This is a genomic window from Bacillus mycoides (assembly GCF_001757995.1).
Taxonomy (GTDB): domain Bacteria; phylum Bacillota; class Bacilli; order Bacillales; family Bacillaceae_G; genus Bacillus_A; species Bacillus_A mycoides_B.
In genome coordinates, this window is the sequence record NZ_LXLV01000035.1 from 193,862 (window position 1) to 208,522 (window position 14,661).

General features: G+C 35.0%; 18 protein-coding genes and 1 pseudogene. 2 read left to right on the forward strand and 17 right to left on the reverse strand.

What is annotated here, in order from left to right:
• Positions 1-12: 12 nt before the first annotated feature.
• The 4 genes from BWGOE10_RS14075 to BWGOE10_RS14090 all read right to left on the reverse strand — a co-directional run bounded on the left by BWGOE10_RS14075 (position 13) and on the right by BWGOE10_RS14090 (position 2,792).
• Complete coding sequence (locus tag BWGOE10_RS14075; RefSeq protein WP_070143518.1) at positions 13-558, reverse strand: GNAT family N-acetyltransferase; 546 nt, start codon at positions 556-558, stop codon at positions 13-15.
• Between the two features lie 15 nt (positions 559-573).
• Positions 574-1,275, reverse strand: coding sequence for a nucleotidyltransferase domain-containing protein (locus BWGOE10_RS14080; RefSeq protein WP_070143520.1), 702 nt, complete (start codon positions 1,273-1,275; stop codon positions 574-576).
• 16 nt (positions 1,276-1,291) lie between these two features.
• Positions 1,292-1,975 carry a DNA alkylation repair protein gene (locus BWGOE10_RS14085; RefSeq protein ID WP_070143522.1) on the reverse strand — a complete coding sequence of 228 codons (684 nt, stop codon included), beginning with the start codon at positions 1,973-1,975 and terminating at the stop codon, positions 1,292-1,294.
• Between the two features lie 148 nt (positions 1,976-2,123).
• Positions 2,124-2,792, reverse strand: coding sequence for a hypothetical protein (locus BWGOE10_RS14090; protein WP_070143524.1), 669 nt, complete (start codon positions 2,790-2,792; stop codon positions 2,124-2,126).
• A 218-nt stretch (positions 2,793-3,010) separates the two neighbouring features.
• Between BWGOE10_RS14090 and BWGOE10_RS14095 the strand changes: the two genes are divergently transcribed.
• On the forward strand, positions 3,011-3,838 hold the full coding sequence (locus tag BWGOE10_RS14095; protein ID WP_070143526.1) for a peptidoglycan-N-acetylglucosamine deacetylase: 828 nt from the start codon (positions 3,011-3,013) through the stop codon (positions 3,836-3,838).
• Positions 3,839-3,882: 44 nt separating this feature from the next.
• Here BWGOE10_RS14095 and BWGOE10_RS14100 read toward each other — a convergent pair whose 3' ends face one another.
• Positions 3,883-4,308 carry a PadR family transcriptional regulator gene (locus BWGOE10_RS14100; RefSeq protein ID WP_070143528.1) on the reverse strand — a complete coding sequence of 142 codons (426 nt, stop codon included), beginning with the start codon at positions 4,306-4,308 and terminating at the stop codon, positions 3,883-3,885.
• Positions 4,309-4,426: 118 nt separating this feature from the next.
• Entirely contained in the window at positions 4,427-4,972 is a 546-nt protein-coding gene (locus BWGOE10_RS14105; RefSeq protein WP_070143530.1) for a TetR/AcrR family transcriptional regulator, read from the reverse strand.
• A 173-nt stretch (positions 4,973-5,145) separates the two neighbouring features.
• Between BWGOE10_RS14105 and BWGOE10_RS14110 the strand changes: the two genes are divergently transcribed.
• A complete protein-coding gene (locus tag BWGOE10_RS14110; protein ID WP_070143532.1) occupies positions 5,146-6,594 on the forward strand; it encodes a DHA2 family efflux MFS transporter permease subunit in 1,449 nt (482 codons plus the stop codon).
• 47 nt (positions 6,595-6,641) lie between these two features.
• Here BWGOE10_RS14110 and BWGOE10_RS14115 read toward each other — a convergent pair whose 3' ends face one another.
• The 11 genes and pseudogenes from BWGOE10_RS14115 to BWGOE10_RS34025 form a co-directional block, all read right to left on the reverse strand.
• Positions 6,642-8,615, reverse strand: coding sequence for an LTA synthase family protein (locus BWGOE10_RS14115; protein ID WP_070143534.1), 1,974 nt, complete (start codon positions 8,613-8,615; stop codon positions 6,642-6,644).
• Between the two features lie 382 nt (positions 8,616-8,997).
• On the reverse strand, positions 8,998-9,234 hold the full coding sequence (locus BWGOE10_RS14120; RefSeq protein ID WP_234013802.1) for an ATPase: 237 nt from the start codon (positions 9,232-9,234) through the stop codon (positions 8,998-9,000).
• A pseudogene (locus tag BWGOE10_RS33820) lies at positions 9,221-9,359 on the reverse strand (ATPase). The gene BWGOE10_RS14120 and the pseudogene BWGOE10_RS33820 overlap by 14 nt, the downstream one beginning before the upstream one ends.
• A gap of 205 nt (positions 9,360-9,564) precedes the next feature.
• Positions 9,565-11,190: an ABC-F family ATP-binding cassette domain-containing protein gene (locus tag BWGOE10_RS14125; protein ID WP_070143536.1), complete on the reverse strand. Its 1,626-nt coding sequence runs from the start codon at positions 11,188-11,190 to the stop codon at positions 9,565-9,567.
• Between the two features lie 210 nt (positions 11,191-11,400).
• Entirely contained in the window at positions 11,401-11,529 is a 129-nt protein-coding gene (locus BWGOE10_RS33715; RefSeq protein WP_265340984.1) for a hypothetical protein, read from the reverse strand.
• 5 nt (positions 11,530-11,534) lie between these two features.
• Positions 11,535-11,798 carry a hypothetical protein gene (locus BWGOE10_RS14130; protein WP_070143538.1) on the reverse strand — a complete coding sequence of 88 codons (264 nt, stop codon included), beginning with the start codon at positions 11,796-11,798 and terminating at the stop codon, positions 11,535-11,537.
• A 391-nt stretch (positions 11,799-12,189) separates the two neighbouring features.
• On the reverse strand, positions 12,190-12,390 hold the full coding sequence (locus BWGOE10_RS14135) for a hypothetical protein (protein ID WP_002185622.1): 201 nt from the start codon (positions 12,388-12,390) through the stop codon (positions 12,190-12,192).
• Between the two features lie 571 nt (positions 12,391-12,961).
• Complete coding sequence (locus BWGOE10_RS14140) at positions 12,962-13,159, reverse strand: hypothetical protein (RefSeq protein ID WP_070143540.1); 198 nt, start codon at positions 13,157-13,159, stop codon at positions 12,962-12,964.
• 45 nt (positions 13,160-13,204) lie between these two features.
• On the reverse strand, positions 13,205-13,432 hold the full coding sequence (locus tag BWGOE10_RS14145; protein ID WP_100246335.1) for a hypothetical protein: 228 nt from the start codon (positions 13,430-13,432) through the stop codon (positions 13,205-13,207).
• A 99-nt stretch (positions 13,433-13,531) separates the two neighbouring features.
• Complete coding sequence (locus BWGOE10_RS14150) at positions 13,532-14,344, reverse strand: hypothetical protein (protein ID WP_070143544.1); 813 nt, start codon at positions 14,342-14,344, stop codon at positions 13,532-13,534.
• Positions 14,341-14,622 (reverse strand): helix-turn-helix domain-containing protein, encoded by a 282-nt coding sequence (locus BWGOE10_RS34025; protein ID WP_171903113.1) that lies wholly within the window; start codon positions 14,620-14,622, stop codon positions 14,341-14,343. Before BWGOE10_RS34025 ends, BWGOE10_RS14150 begins: the two co-directional genes overlap by 4 nt.
• Between the last annotated feature and the right edge of the window lie 39 nt (positions 14,623-14,661).

Below are 14,661 nucleotides of genomic sequence, written 5' to 3' on the forward strand. Positions count from 1 at the left end.
TACATAATATTTTTATAAACTACTAATTAAAGATTGATATTCTTCTTTTAACATACTATAACGATAGCGATGAATGAATTTACCATGACGTAATCTATCATTTCTCATTATTCCTTCACAAACAAATCCAGCTTTTTCATAACTCTTTCTAGCTTGTAAATTATCTTCGTCTACACGTAGCCAAACTTTTTCTAATTTGAATTCAGAAAAGCCGATTTGTAACATACTGTATAGGGCTACCATTCCATATCCTTTACCCCAATATTCTTTATTTCCAATTGCAATCCCTAGTTCAGCATTTTTATTTGTATTATCAAAGTTTTTTAGGTCTACCCATCCAATATGTATACCTTCCTTTGTAACGATAGCTCGTTGTTCATAACCATTCTCTCGACTTATGCATGCTTCAATCCACCTTCTCGTATCTTCACGAGTGAACGGTGGATATTGATCTGGTACAACTAAATGCTTTGTTACTTCTGTATCTAATGACCATTGATATCGATCTGCTACATTGTCTAGTGTCAATTCTCTTAATTGAACAAATGGTATATTCACTTTGCTATCCCCTTCTCATTTCCCAATAGAAAACCCTTCGAACACTCTTCCTCCGTATTGATCTAGCGTTTTTTCTACAAAAGTAATTAATTCATTTTTATCTCCTGTTTTATAAAAGTGATCAAAAGCTGCTACAAATTGGTCTGCATATTGTTCGTCATACCTTCTTAATACTCTAATAAACCATTTTGAATTTCCAAGCCATTGACCATTTACCCTTAAAACATATTCATGTACTAAATCAGCTAATAAATTTGCGATGAACAATTCTTCTTCTCTCTTTGTTGCACCAATGAAATCATCCAAAGTATCCGTAATAAAATAGCGTTTCTGCTTCATCGTTTCTTCTGTCCATTTTTCTGGACCTTTATTTAACAGAGCATTCACTTCTCTTTTTAACCTCTCTACAATTTCATCTTTTCCTTTTAACACAATACCTTCTGAAACTAATTGAGGTAATGAAGGTCGTCCGCGCTCACAATCACTTTTAAAAAAGGTTTTATACGTTTCAAAATTATGTACAAATACTTCAACAGGCCATCCGTTACTATAGAAAGATTCTCTATAACAAGATGACAAACTTTGGTCGAATATTACAATATCAAGGTCAGATGTTTTCGTAGCCTCTCCTCTAGCAACACTTCCCCCTAGTAAAGCAACATCACAATTCGAAAATTGTGATGTAATAATACTTTGTGCCGCTTCAAGTGGTTTCATAGCCTTTCTCCTTCTCTTATTTTACTTTCTTCTTTTCAGCTCTTTCTCGTGTCTTTTTAATATAGGATTCTGCATCTGGTGTTTTGCATGACGTTTCACCGTGATCAACTTCTACTTTTCCAATTTCACGTGAAATTTCAATTGCTTGTTGTTCCAAATTTTCATTCCGAACCCCTATCGCAATTAAAGCTCTATTCATTGCTTCTTTTTTTCTATTTTTTTCATTATGTATATGAACTTTAATCTCTTCTAAATACGGTAAGAAGAAGTCATCGTCTAACGTTTTATTTTTTATTGCGATATTCGCTAATAATGACCAACCAGCTCTTCCAATCCATTCTTCATCAGACTTCGTCCATTCTTCCATTCTTTCTATCGCGATTGGTGACGTACATATAGCTGTCATAAGAACGTCCATTAAACAATAATAATCAACATCCTGAACCCATCTATTTAGTTGTTCTGACGTTAGTTTCTTCGGATCTAAAATCATCGTTGCTAAAGTCATTGCATCCATATTTTTCGTTTCCCATAGTGAAATTGCTAAATCATGATCTTTTTTTATCTTCTTTTTCAACAATTTTAAATTCGCAAAACTAACTCCAAATAACGGTTCTTTCGCCCCATGGTTTTTATATGTCTTACGAGTTTGTTCTGTCCCATATTCTTCTAGTTGCTGCATTACTTCTTCAAGTAACATATGCCCACCTCTTTTATGTTTTATGTTGACTTCATATATGTATGTACGATATATTCTACATTACTTTTTGGTTTTCCTATATTTATTTTTTAAATACGGTATGTGAAATTTTTAATGATGCATTTTAAAACAAAAGACATCCTCTTCCTTATTTTTCACACGGTTGTTCATTCACGCTCTGTATACAATACTCCTCTAGCGCATTCAACGGATTTATTATGTTCCTTCCTATTATATTTTCTACCCTTGTAGCTGCGTCTACCATCGATAATTGTGCAACTGAAAGCATTTCGTTTCTATCTTTCATAATTTCATATAAATACTTTTCTAATTTAGCATCATGCTCTTCTTTACGCCCTTGCATAATTAACTCAAATATTCCTTCTATCACTTCTACTTTTACATGTATGGATTTATTATTCTGCTGAGCGTATTGTTTTAAACGTTCCATCGTTCCTGAAACAGTACGATTATTTGTAAAAAGTATTGTTTGTGGCTCTTCAACATGACAAATCATTTCAAAGAATGGCTCATCAATTTTCAATATAGGTATGCCTATTTTGAAATTCTCATCTAATAGCGTGATATAATCTGTACAAGTTATTAAAAGTGTATCTACATCACTTTCGGCAATATACTTTAAAAGATCATTCAATTTATTTCGTGCTTGTTCTCTTTCAAAATCGCAATCTTTTTTTAATATGCGTGATAAGATGGGATCTATAAAATGGAGTATTTCTATTTCAAAAGATTGCAACGCTCGGTCAATGTATTCAATATTTGAATGATGAGCATGTAAACAAGCTATTTTTTTCATACTTATCCTCCCTTTCTAAAACAAAAAACATGAATGAACCATTTTACATACAGTTCCATTCATTTAATTCTTGTTTCATTTTTTTAAACCTGCAAAACAATGAAATCTTGCATACTTTTGGACAAACTTTTTTGCGCTTGTAAAAAAGTTTTTTTGCATTTCCCCCTCTAAAATTGCTAATATAGTAGAGTAGAACTTTTATAGAGAGTAGGAAAATTATGCACAATGGAATTCGGATGACAACTTTAGTGAAAAGGGCTCTGTTGATTTGCGCTGGGGTATTATTTACATACGAAGCTGCTTACGGATCAACACATATCGCTCTAGCAAGTACAAAGGATGAAGCTAAATCTGTTCAACTTGTAAGTGAAATTCAAACGTCACTTGCTCCGAAAGAAGCTCCAAAGCACTATAACGGGCAAGTTAGAAAAGTCGCTTACTTAACATTTGACGATGGGCCTGGAAAATACACAGCTGAGCTTTTAGATATGTTAAAGAGAGAAAATGCAAAAGCAACATTCTTCCTAATTGGTTCAAATGTGAAAGCTTTCCCTGATCTTGTAAAACGTGAAGATGCTGAAGGCCACTATGTTGGGATGCACAGTATGACTCATAACTACAAGAAACTTTATACAGAAGGTCATTACGTTGATGAAATGAAGGAAGACCAAGGCTTAATCGCTGGAGTTCTAGGGAAATCACCAGTATTAACTCGTCCATCTTACGGCTCAATGCCAGGATTAAATGAAGCTCTTCGAAACAAAGTTGTTGAGAATGGTTTAAAAGTATGGGATTGGACAATTGATTCATTAGACTGGAAATACAACAAAATGCCAGTTGACGCTGCATCTGCTAAAATCGTAGAAAACGTTCTAGCTGGTGCTAACAAGCCAACAGAAGTTATTCTTATGCATGATATTCATCCACAATCAGTTAAAGCAGTACCTGGAATTATTAAAGGGCTGAAAGAACGAGGATATGAATTAGAAAGCTATCATGAGAACGAACACTTCCCATTAAACTTCTGGCATGATAATCGTATTTAATAAAAAAGACTTGATTTCCTCTAGTAGGTTATCAAGTCTTTTTATTATCGTTTTGGGAATTTCCTTTGTTGCTCTTCAATAGAACGAATAATATTCTCCCTATCATCTTGAGTTATACCGATAGAAAATTCGTACTCTTCTTCCTTACACCATGCGGGGGTAAGTTCCAGCGATAAGCGAATAACAATGTTAAACTCCCCTAATTTTTCCCCCATAAATTCAAACGCTAAATTTGGTTCTATGAAATCTAGTTCGTTATATGTAGGGTTTGGTAAAGATTCAAACCATTTTATCATGTACTGTAAGTCGGAAGTTTGTAAAAAAGGATCCATCGTTTCAAAAACTTTATTTTCTTCTGACAGTCTCGTTTTTACTCTTAACCAATTTCTATCACACTCGTCTATTGCATCTTTATATTGGTAATTTACAACCTCTAAATGTAATGCTACTTTTTCATTTTTAAAATTCATGAATATCCCCCTTTTATCTCTGGATCTTTTGTTTTATAAATTTTTATTAATCCCGATATTTTAAATTATACTAGGTTATTCTAATCGTTTTTTAATACGGATGAATTATTTAAATTTATTACCCTTTATACATAAAATAAATTTGATTTGCAATATAATCTGAACTAAAGTGAAGTCCATTCCTTATCCACCACATGATAATACCTACCAATGAAGCTGTTTTAATATCAACCGCAACATAATCATCAGGCAGATCCTTTTTCGTATTCTCTCTTCTCGTTTCTATTAACTCTTTTAAAAATAAAAATAGTTGCTCCTCAAATTGATTCATTTTAAATAATATAAATAAATAATTTCGGTGGATATATAAATAATCAAGTAATTGTGTTAGCTTTTGTTTTTCTGATAAATCTTTTGCATGTATTAAATCAGCAATTTTATTTGAAAGTTCATTTGAAATCTCATTCGTGATTTGGTCTAGTAAATCTTGAATATCTTGATAATGTAAGTAAAAGGTTGTCCGATTTAATCCTGCTTTTGTTGAAACTTTCTGAACCGTTAAGCTTGAAATACTAGGATTCTCACATAAGAGAGAAAAAACTGCATTTTTAAACATTTCTCTTGAACGAACTGTACGAGGATCTTCTTTTTTAGGTGTAGACATTTTGAAACTCCTTTATAGATTTTCTCTTTACTTACTCGACAGTGCATACCTTTTATGTCGAGTAGTGAACATTTTCAACAAAACTGTTCATGGTCAAAGAAAATTTATTTTGTTACCATTAATTTTATCGACACAATGTCGATAAATCAAGAAAACAATGAAGGAGTTTACCAATGCAAAAGGAAATTTCGGCAAGAAATAAAAAAATCATCTTAGTTGTGCTCATTGCCGGCTGTTTTTTATCAACATTAAATCAGACGCTATTAAATGTGGCTATGAGTAATTTGATGGAATTATTTGATGTTACGGCTGCAACAGTACAATGGCTATCAACAGGCTTTATGCTCATAAATGGCGTTCTAGTGCCAATTACTGCATTTTTAATGAAACGATTTACTACAAGGCAGCTATTTATTAGCTCCATGCTCTCCTTGTTTATCGGGACTGTTCTTTGTGCATGCGCCATGAATTTTGGCATTTTGTTAACAGGAAGAATGATTCAAGCAGTTGGGGCAGGAATTATTATGCCACTAATGATGACAGTTATTTTATATTTATACCCTAGTGAAAAGCGTGGAAGTATTATGGGAACTATCGGTTTCGCCATAATTTTCGCGCCAGCCATCGCTCCAACATTATCTGGATTTATTATTGAATATGTATCATGGAGATGGTTATTTATTGGATTAGCTCCATTTGTATTAATCGTTATTATTCTCGCGCTAAAATATTTAATGAATGTTGCTGAGACAACAAAAGCAAAATTAGATATCGTAAGTGTCATTTTATCAACGATTGGCTTTGGTTGTATTATATTCGGGTTTAGTAGTGCGGGAAGTAAAGGATGGGATCATCCAGTTGTTATTACTACAATTATCATCGGAATAATTGTTACAACCCTATTCTGTTTACGTCAAATAAAGTCTAGCGATCCACTATTAAATTTATCCGTATTTAAATATAAAATTTTCACTCTTACATCAGTCATTAACGTACTCATTACGATGATTATGTATGCTGATTTAATTCTTTTACCGATTTACTTGCAAAATGGACGAGGTTTTACTGCTTTTGAATCAGGTTTACTTCTATTACCTGGAGCTGTGATTAATGCCTTCTTATCACCTATCACAGGTAAAATGTTTGATAAATATGGGGCGAAACCACTCTTTATTACAGGTTTAATATGTATCATTATATCTATGTGGGGTGTAATTGATTTGACCGAATCCACCACTTATATGTATTTAATGGTTCGTACCATTATTCTACGCATTGGACTAAGTTTCATTTCGATGCCTTTAAATACAGCAGGTTTAAACGCTTTACCAAGAGAACTGGGTTCACATGGTTCCGCAGTGAATAATACCGTACGTCAATTAGCAGGTGCTATTGGAACAGCAGTTATTATCACCGTATACACAATTCAATCAACTTCACATGCTTCGCAGTTATCTAGTGAAAATGGAAATATTTCAGTTATGCAAGTAAAGAAATTATCTTCTATCTTTAGCTCAAGTGATGCCTACGCATTTATGTTAGTCTTATCTTTTGTAGCACTGATATTTGCATGTTTTATGCCTAAAAAGGTAGCACTCCAAAAATCCGAAAGTAAATCTTAAAACAAAAAATCCTACTCGTTTTCTATACGAGTAGGATTTTTTATTATTTATTTTGTTTCCCCGTCTTCAGTCGTCTTCACCTTCGTTTTATTGTTATCACGATGGTTATAGTTATACTTAGAACTATCTACCGGTGTAAATCCTTCTGGTGTGTAGAATCGTAATAAGTCACCGTTAACAACTTGGTCGGAGTATTTTAGTGATTTTTGAACCATTTGTTCATTTTGTTTTATTTCATCTGTAAATTCTACAGGTTTTCCAGTAGCCGTATCATAGTATTTGCCGTTAAGTGCAGTAACTGTTGGGCTTACGTAGTTACCGTTACGGAACGGAACGACTTGTTTATGCTCTGGTGATAATAAATCTGATCCGAATTGGACATAATTTTTCGTATCTGTACCTAGCAAGTGTAATAACGTTGGAAGAACGTCAATTTCTCCGCCGTATTGATGTTGTACGCCGCCTTCCATTCCTGGTACGCGAATGATTAAAGGTACACGTTGTAATTGAGCATTTTCAAATGAGTTCATTTCTTTACCCATTATTTGAGACATTGCTGCGCTATGATTATCTGAAATACCGTAATGGTCACCGTACATAACTATAATTGAATTATCGTATAAACCAGATTGTTTCAAGTAATCCATGAATCCTTTTACAGACTCATCTAAATAGCGTGCTGTTTGGAAATACGTATCTACAGAAGAGTCACCTGTTTTCGCTGGTTCAATCGTTGCTTCCGCTTTATCAATCGGATAAGGGAAATGGTTCGATAACGTAATGAACTTCGTATAGAACGGTTGTTTTAACGTTTGTAATAATGGAATTGATTCATTAAAGAACGGTTTATCTTTTAATCCATAGTTTACTACATCTTTTTCATTCATATCATAGTATGACGCATCAAAGAATTGATTAAAGCCAAATGATTTATAAATTTCATCACGGTTCCAGAACGTTTTATAGTTTCCGTGGAACACTGCTGATGTATATCCTTGTTGACCTAAAATAGCCGGTGCTGATTGATACGTGTTATGAGCTTTATTTGTAAAAACAGATCCTTGTGGTAATCCAAACATTGAGTTCTCTAACATGAACTCCGCATCAGATGTTTTACCTTGTCCTGTTTGATGGAAGAAGTTATCAAAGTATAACGTATTCGCATCTTTTGTAAATGAGTTTAAGAATGGTGTAACCTCTTGACCATTTAGCTTGTAGTTTAGTAAAAAGTTTTGGAATGACTCTAAATGAATATAAATTACGTTCATTCCTTTTCCTTTACCGAAATACTCAGGATTTGGACTTGCATAAGTTGATGTAAGATAGTTTCTAACTTCTGTCATATTATCTCCATCCGCTAATGCTCGTTCTGTTGATGCTTTCGCACTTTGAATACCATCATAAATCGTAAAGTTGTACGCCCCTAAATATTTCACGATATAATTGCGGTCAAATGTTCTTGTTAACAATTCAGGACGGTCAGATTCTGCCAGACCTAAGTTAACACTAAAGAATAAAATACCTGCTACAAATACTAGAGATAATTTATGCTTCGCAACACGGATTGGTTTAGGATTTACAAATTTCGTTGCGACTAAAATAATTAAAATGATTGTATCTAAGAAATATAGTGGATCATATAAGTGTAGCAATGCAAAAATACTACCACCTAAATCTCCAAAGTTATTCGATTGTGTTAATGTCGGGAACGTAATAAAGTCGCTGAAAAAGCGATAATATACTACGTTTGCGTATAAAAGTATAGACATTAGCAAATTAATAATAATTAACCAAATGTAAGCTCGTTTCCCTTTTGCGAATAATGCGAGCCCTAAAAATAGAACTGCTGAGCTTAACGGATTGAAAAACAGTAAAAACTTTTGGATTGTGTTCGATATCCCTAAATTAAATTCTGTCACATATGCTGCATATGTTTTTAACCAAAGTAAAATAACGGCAAATACGAAAAATCCAAAATGATTACTTAATACTCGTTTACTCTTTAATAAAAATTGTTGCATCTCTCCACCTCTTTTGATCATCCAAGGCTTATTTTGTATAAGTCTGTCTCTCTATTCAATTTTTTTCTTCAAATAGATTTTTTTTGTTTAACTATATGAAGAATATTAGTAATTATAATTTGTAGCTTTTATTTATTCAACTATTTCTTTTTAAACATTTTGACCTTGGTTTCTATTTAACAAAATAAATTTGTAACATTTCCTGTTTTCTCCCAAGTCTCATCCGCTAATTATGACTCCACAAACTATAATCCTTTATTTCCTCATTTGCAAACTAATCTATCTCCAATTTTGGTACATTCATGTAAACTACCCAATTTCATAAAATAAAAAGTGTAGTTTGGGCGATTTGCTCAAACTACACTTTTTCGACTACCGTTTATCATCCTTTGTAGCTATTCCCTCTTCTTTTAAACAATTCTTTAAGTCCCATGAATATTACATTCCAACCATGTTCAGAGCCATCATGACACCCCTTTAAAGCTTTTTCAACATCATATTTTGTCCAATCTTCTTCATGAGCAACGATTATATTTTGTGAAAATATCATTTCAGATCCTTGTTGTTTCTCTTTTATTTCAACTGTGATTTTATCTAATAATTCACTAAACTGTGGCATTTTTAATGTAAATACTAATTTTTTTAGGACGATTCATTTCGATATATTCCCCAATTGCTCGATAATCTTTTCCGCCACGATGATCAACAAGAAGTATTTTTCGTTACTTTATTTGTTCCTTCCAACGTAAAAAATCATTTCTTCATCAGTTTTGGGTTTATCCATGCTTCAAATCTTTTTCAAGTGCAACATCAAAATCCTTCACCATCATTAATGTTATTCTTGAATAATTATTCATTTTAGTACCATCCTATATTTAAATCAAAAAATAGTATTTCTTTTCAACAAAACCCCCGCTCTCATAAAGAAAGCGAGGGTTTTCATTATTTATTATTGACCTTTGTACATTGCATCAACTTGTTTTTGAAGTTCTTCATTTTCTAAGAACTCATCATACGTTGCTACCTTATCAACTACACCGTTTGGCGTTACTTCGATAATACGGTTTGCAATTGTTTGTACGAACTGATGGTCATGAGAAGTGAATAGTAATGTTCCTTTAAATGTGATTAAACCGTTGTTTAATGCTGTAATAGACTCAAGGTCTAAATGGTTCGTTGGATCATCTAATGTTAATACGTTTGCACCGCTTAACATCATTTTAGATAACATACAACGAACTTTTTCTCCTCCAGATAAAACAGAAACGTTTTTCTTTACTTCTTCACCAGAGAATAGCATACGGCCTAAGAAACCACGTAAGAAACTTTCTGATTCATCTTGTGGAGAGAACTGACGTAACCAATCAATTAAAGTGTAATCACTGTTCTCGAAGTACTCAGAGTTATCTCTTGGGAAATGAGCTTGAGATGTTGTTACACCCCATTTGAATGAACCGCTATCTGGCTCCATTTCACCCATAAGAATTTTAAATAATGTTGTCATTGCAATATCGTTACGGCCGATAAATGCAACTTTATCACCTTTATTTAAAGTGAAGTTCACATTATCTAATACTTTTTCTCCGTCGATTGTTTTAGAAATACCTTCAACCGTTAATAAGTCATTTCCTACTTCACGCTCTGGTGTGAAACCAACGAACGGATAACGACGTGATGACGGTCTAATATCATCTAATGTAATTTTATCTAATAATTTTTTACGAGAAGTTGCTTGCTTCGCTTTAGATGCGTTTGAGCTAAAGCGCGCAATAAAGTTTTGTAACTCTTTTACTTTTTCTTCTTTTTTCTTGTTAGAATCTTGCGTTAGTTTTAATGCTAATTGGCTTGACTCATACCAGAAGTCATAGTTACCAACGTATAATTGAATTTTACCGAAATCAAGATCAGCCATGTGCGTACATACTTTATTTAAGAAGTGACGGTCATGGGATACAACGATAACTGTATTATCAAAGTTCATTAAGAAGTTTTCTAACCATTGAATCGCTTTTAAGTCCAAATGGTTGGTAGGCTCATCTAGTAATAGAATGTCAGGTTGACCGAATAAAGCTTGAGCAAGTAATACTTTTACTTTCTCTGCCCCTGTTAATTCAGACATCTTTTTATCATGAATATCTTCGCCGATACCTAATCCTTTTAGAAGGATTGCAGCTTCTGACTCAGCTTCCCAACCGTTTAGCTCAGCGAACTCACCTTCAAGTTCTGCAGCACGCATGCCATCTTCATCACTAAAGTCTTCTTTCATGTAAATTGCATTTTTCTCTTGCATTACTTTATAAAGACGTGTGTGACCCATCATTACTGTTTCTAGTGCAGGGAACTCTTCATATTCGAAGTGATTCTGTTTTAATACTGCTAGACGCTCACCTGGCGTAATATGTATGTCACCTGTTGATTGGTCAACTTCTCCAGATAAAATCTTTAGAAATGTTGATTTACCAGCACCGTTTGCTCCAATTAAACCATAGCAATTACCTGGCGTGAATTTTATGTTAACATCTTCAAATAATTTGCGATCTGCGAAACGCAAACTAACGTTACTTACTGTAATCATTTGTGTCCTCCTACTAATACCTAGGGTTTCTCAACCCTTCTCCAATTTTAACAGAAATCCATAATTTACGATTCCTTTATTTTCATCTGTAAACAATTCTACTAGAACATGCTACTCATTACAACTTATAATTATGATATAAGTAGTTTTATTACTTTTTTTAAGAATTTTTTAAAAATCTCCTCTAAAATCCATTAATAATTTAAGACGCTAAACACTTAGCATTATAATCACAAGAATTGCTACCATTAAAGTATCTAACAACGTAATTTCCCAGCGGATCTTTCCGCAATTATAGCCGAAAAAAGATGTAGATAACAAATCCCACGTCCCTCTCACCGCTATTACACCTTATACTTCTCGAAGAATTCATAGAGCGCAATCTCTACAATTTCATCACGATTTAAACGATGCTTATCTTCGACTCTACCTAATTTCGAACATGTCCCCTTGTCAAGGTTCACCGTCCTGCTAACCTTTTCTTTCGACCCACTTTCTCTAATGCGCTCATGCAACGAATGAATCGGACTTGTATTTTTCTGCGCCAAATCCTTTTCTTGTATGATCTCATTAACTGCGTTTTTAATCGGACCCCATTCCCCTAACATTTTTCGTAAGGTATTTATGTCTTTTTGCGTAAAGGTAGTGTTTGTAGTTTCCAGCTTCGTATCATCCGCGACCGCTATAAATTCTCGAATATCCGTTTTTAAAGGATCCTCTCCCTTTTATTACGCAACTTGCGTAATATTGTATTATTTGATTTTTACAATGCTATTTTTAAATATATCACATAAAAAATAAAAAAGGTGTAGCAAATCTGCCGTTCATCATACTTTCGCCCGTCTCTTAATCTACTTAAAACGAAGTAGTACGCAGTTAAACGGTACTATATCCATGGAGCAAAGTTAATAGCCTAGATTCTTTAATCTCAGCATCTTACTTTTCGCATATAGTCTATAAAAAGAAAGACAGGCGAAGTGATGCCCGCCCATCTCCGCACTATTTTATATATTTTGATCGCAGGCTAAATATATCTTCGCCTTCGCGAATACCTGCCGACCCCTTCCTCACATTTTTTACGACAGTCCAATTCGAATTAGTTTCATCGCCGATGTTCTGTATTGTAAAGTTGCCGTCACCATATTTTCGGTGACCTTCTGCCAATTTCTCCGTTATATCATTCTCGTTTGCTCTCGCCATCTTTGCGCCATCTCCCTTTTTATACAACCTTCTTAAACTGTCCAACTAATCACACGTCCAGTCAATTGGAGATCCTCGCTTTCCGCTTCGTTTAATTGTAACACACTGTCGGGGGATAAGTTCCGATAACGGCTGCCCAATCGCACTAGAAACGTTATTTTCTTTGAATGTGAATGAGCCGAATCCCTAACCAATCATTTACGATTACTTCGTTTTAGCTAACGCCTTAACGACTTCTTCCTCCTTGACCGTTTCGTCGCCTAAGATATATAGAGTACCGTCATTCTCGGCATCGCACTTTTCGCATATAGTCTATAAAATAAAGAAAGGCGGGAATCCTCCCGCCAATCTTCGTTACTATATACCACGCGCCCGATCTTGCGTACGTTCCATTGTCTTTAACTCTCGCGCAATTCTTTCGATATCACTATCGTCACGTACATTCATGTTTACGATATGGAAGCTATTGACGATTGGGCCACCACCACTATCGCCTCCCCTTTCCGTTAGAATTATCGTGCCTTATGATTTGGTAAGGCAACGCCCCTAAGTATCGTCCTTCTTCGCAATATTATCCGACAATCATGCGACTCATTGCCACGCCTTCACGTTTGTTTCGCTCATGATCTAAAACCTTCGCTTTTTCTTCTTGTAGTCTGCTGATTGCTTCCTGCCATTCCTTTTCGGCCGCCTCCTGCGCTTTTAGTCGCACTTCTTTCTCCTCGTATAGCTTTTGTTCCTCTTGATAGATTTCGATTAGTGTTTTCATAGTGTCGCTTCCTTTTCGTTTTATAGTCTGGTGTGTGAAATTTTTCTACATAAGATCCGCGCCTCCTGGCGAAATGCTTCTCGTAACGTCGTCAATCCCTGCGTTTCCTTTTGTCGGGCCATTGTATTCAGCGATCCAGTGTGGATTGTTGTACGTTTGCGTGTTTAGTACAAGACAATTCCCGCCAAAACGCACGCGCGCCGCTGATAATACACTTTGTACCGACTTTCCTTCGATTCTCTCATTATTTTCTGGATTGTAGTTTGTTTTCATGTCCAGTTTCCCCCGATATATTGCATAGTTTCGTTTATTGTGATCAAGCGCAGCAGCCAGGCGCCAAACCTAACCGCCATTTTCTTTGCTATGATTTCGTTATTTTATTAATAATGCCAGGTTCTTCGCCTGTTCGTATTCGGCCACGTCTTCGGCAAAATCTGTTTCGTATTCATCTGTTTTATTCGCGTATTCAAGTGTTGTTTGTGAGATCTCGCTTAATGATGTACCTAGAACAGCCGTATTTACAAAACGCGTATTCAGATTCTCATCGATACTTTGCAGCAACTCTGCGACCTCTTGTTGTTCTTCCGTGTAAGCTGCATTTTCTAGTTTTGCGTTGATCGTGCCTAATGCCTTCGTGATCGATTGCAGTTCGCCAGAATTCGTTGTCGAGTTCATCGCCATTAGTGATAACTGTTGGAAATCTCCTTGAATCTGACGTGCAAACGCCTGGCCTTCGTTTCCTAGTTCGGCAAAGTCTGACAGTGCTTTTAGTTTCGCTTGCGGTGTCGGTGCATACATGATCGCTGATTGCAATTTCTGTTTTCGCATATTAAATAGTGCTTGTGCCGTTTCGTCTGGTTGCTCAACATCGGCAATTAGAATCGCTTCTGCTGACGCTTTTGCATCGGCTAGCAATAAACCGTGTGATTTTTTCAACGTGTGTATTTCATCAAGCAATCGCACTTCCTGTTGCTTTTTATATCGTTCGATTTTCGCCTGTTGTCCTTTGAACGTTAATTCTTGATCTTTTCTAATAGCCGAAATCGCCTGGCGCGTTCGTGGTAAAACTTCGTTTGCCATATGAGAAGTTAGAGAACTTCGAAGAACATGCGCATCTTGCAAGCGTCCTTTTATTTCCTCTACCGTTAGTTTATTGTTTTCTACTGTGTTATTTGTGTTTTTCATAGTTTTGGTTCCCCTTTTTCATTTTTATAGTTTTCGTTCATTCGCTTTTTAATATCGATCTCGATCGTGTTTAAACCGCTGTCAAAGGTTCGCAGCAAAAATATATTGTGTTCCCCGATCGTTTTCGTGATGCTTGCGGCCACTTCGTACGGGATTTCTCGTTCACCTATGATGTACCTTGATAGCGCCGATTGAGAAATACCAATTTTTTCAGCAAATTCATATTGTGTTAATGCTGAAAATTTTAGTATCAATGATAGAATGCTAGATGTTATCACGTGTATTCGTTCCTTTCTTGTCGGGATATCTCACCCCGT

What these genes read in the sequence shown, in the direction of transcription:
- BWGOE10_RS14090 (WP_070143524.1), bottom strand. Translation starts at nt 2,792, where the DNA reads ATGAAAAAAATAGCTTGTTTACATGCTCATCATTCAAATATTGAATAC.
- BWGOE10_RS14115 (WP_070143534.1), bottom strand. Translation starts at nt 8,615, where the DNA reads ATGCAACAATTTTTATTAAAGAGTAAACGAGTATTAAGTAATCATTTT.
- BWGOE10_RS14125 (WP_070143536.1), bottom strand. Translation starts at nt 11,190, where the DNA reads ATGATTACAGTAAGTAACGTTAGTTTGCGTTTCGCAGATCGCAAATTA.
- BWGOE10_RS14095 (WP_070143526.1), top strand. Translation starts at nt 3,011, where the DNA reads ATGCACAATGGAATTCGGATGACAACTTTAGTGAAAAGGGCTCTGTTG.
- BWGOE10_RS14085 (WP_070143522.1), bottom strand. Translation starts at nt 1,975, where the DNA reads ATGTTACTTGAAGAAGTAATGCAGCAACTAGAAGAATATGGGACAGAA.
- BWGOE10_RS14130 (WP_070143538.1), bottom strand. Translation starts at nt 11,798, where the DNA reads ATGTTAGGGGAATGGGGTCCGATTAAAAACGCAGTTAATGAGATCATA.
- BWGOE10_RS14120 (WP_234013802.1), bottom strand. Translation starts at nt 9,234, where the DNA reads ATGCCACAGTTTAGTGAATTATTAGATAAAATCACAGTTGAAATAAAA.
- BWGOE10_RS14105 (WP_070143530.1), bottom strand. Translation starts at nt 4,972, where the DNA reads ATGTCTACACCTAAAAAAGAAGATCCTCGTACAGTTCGTTCAAGAGAA.
- BWGOE10_RS14150 (WP_070143544.1), bottom strand. Translation starts at nt 14,344, where the DNA reads ATGAAAAACACAAATAACACAGTAGAAAACAATAAACTAACGGTAGAG.
- BWGOE10_RS14140 (WP_070143540.1), bottom strand. Translation starts at nt 13,159, where the DNA reads ATGAAAACACTAATCGAAATCTATCAAGAGGAACAAAAGCTATACGAG.
- BWGOE10_RS14135 (WP_002185622.1), bottom strand. Translation starts at nt 12,390, where the DNA reads ATGGCGAGAGCAAACGAGAATGATATAACGGAGAAATTGGCAGAAGGT.
- BWGOE10_RS14080 (WP_070143520.1), bottom strand. Translation starts at nt 1,275, where the DNA reads ATGAAACCACTTGAAGCGGCACAAAGTATTATTACATCACAATTTTCG.
- BWGOE10_RS14110 (WP_070143532.1), top strand. Translation starts at nt 5,146, where the DNA reads ATGCAAAAGGAAATTTCGGCAAGAAATAAAAAAATCATCTTAGTTGTG.
- BWGOE10_RS14100 (WP_070143528.1), bottom strand. Translation starts at nt 4,308, where the DNA reads ATGAATTTTAAAAATGAAAAAGTAGCATTACATTTAGAGGTTGTAAAT.
- BWGOE10_RS14145 (WP_100246335.1), bottom strand. Translation starts at nt 13,432, where the DNA reads ATGAAAACAAACTACAATCCAGAAAATAATGAGAGAATCGAAGGAAAG.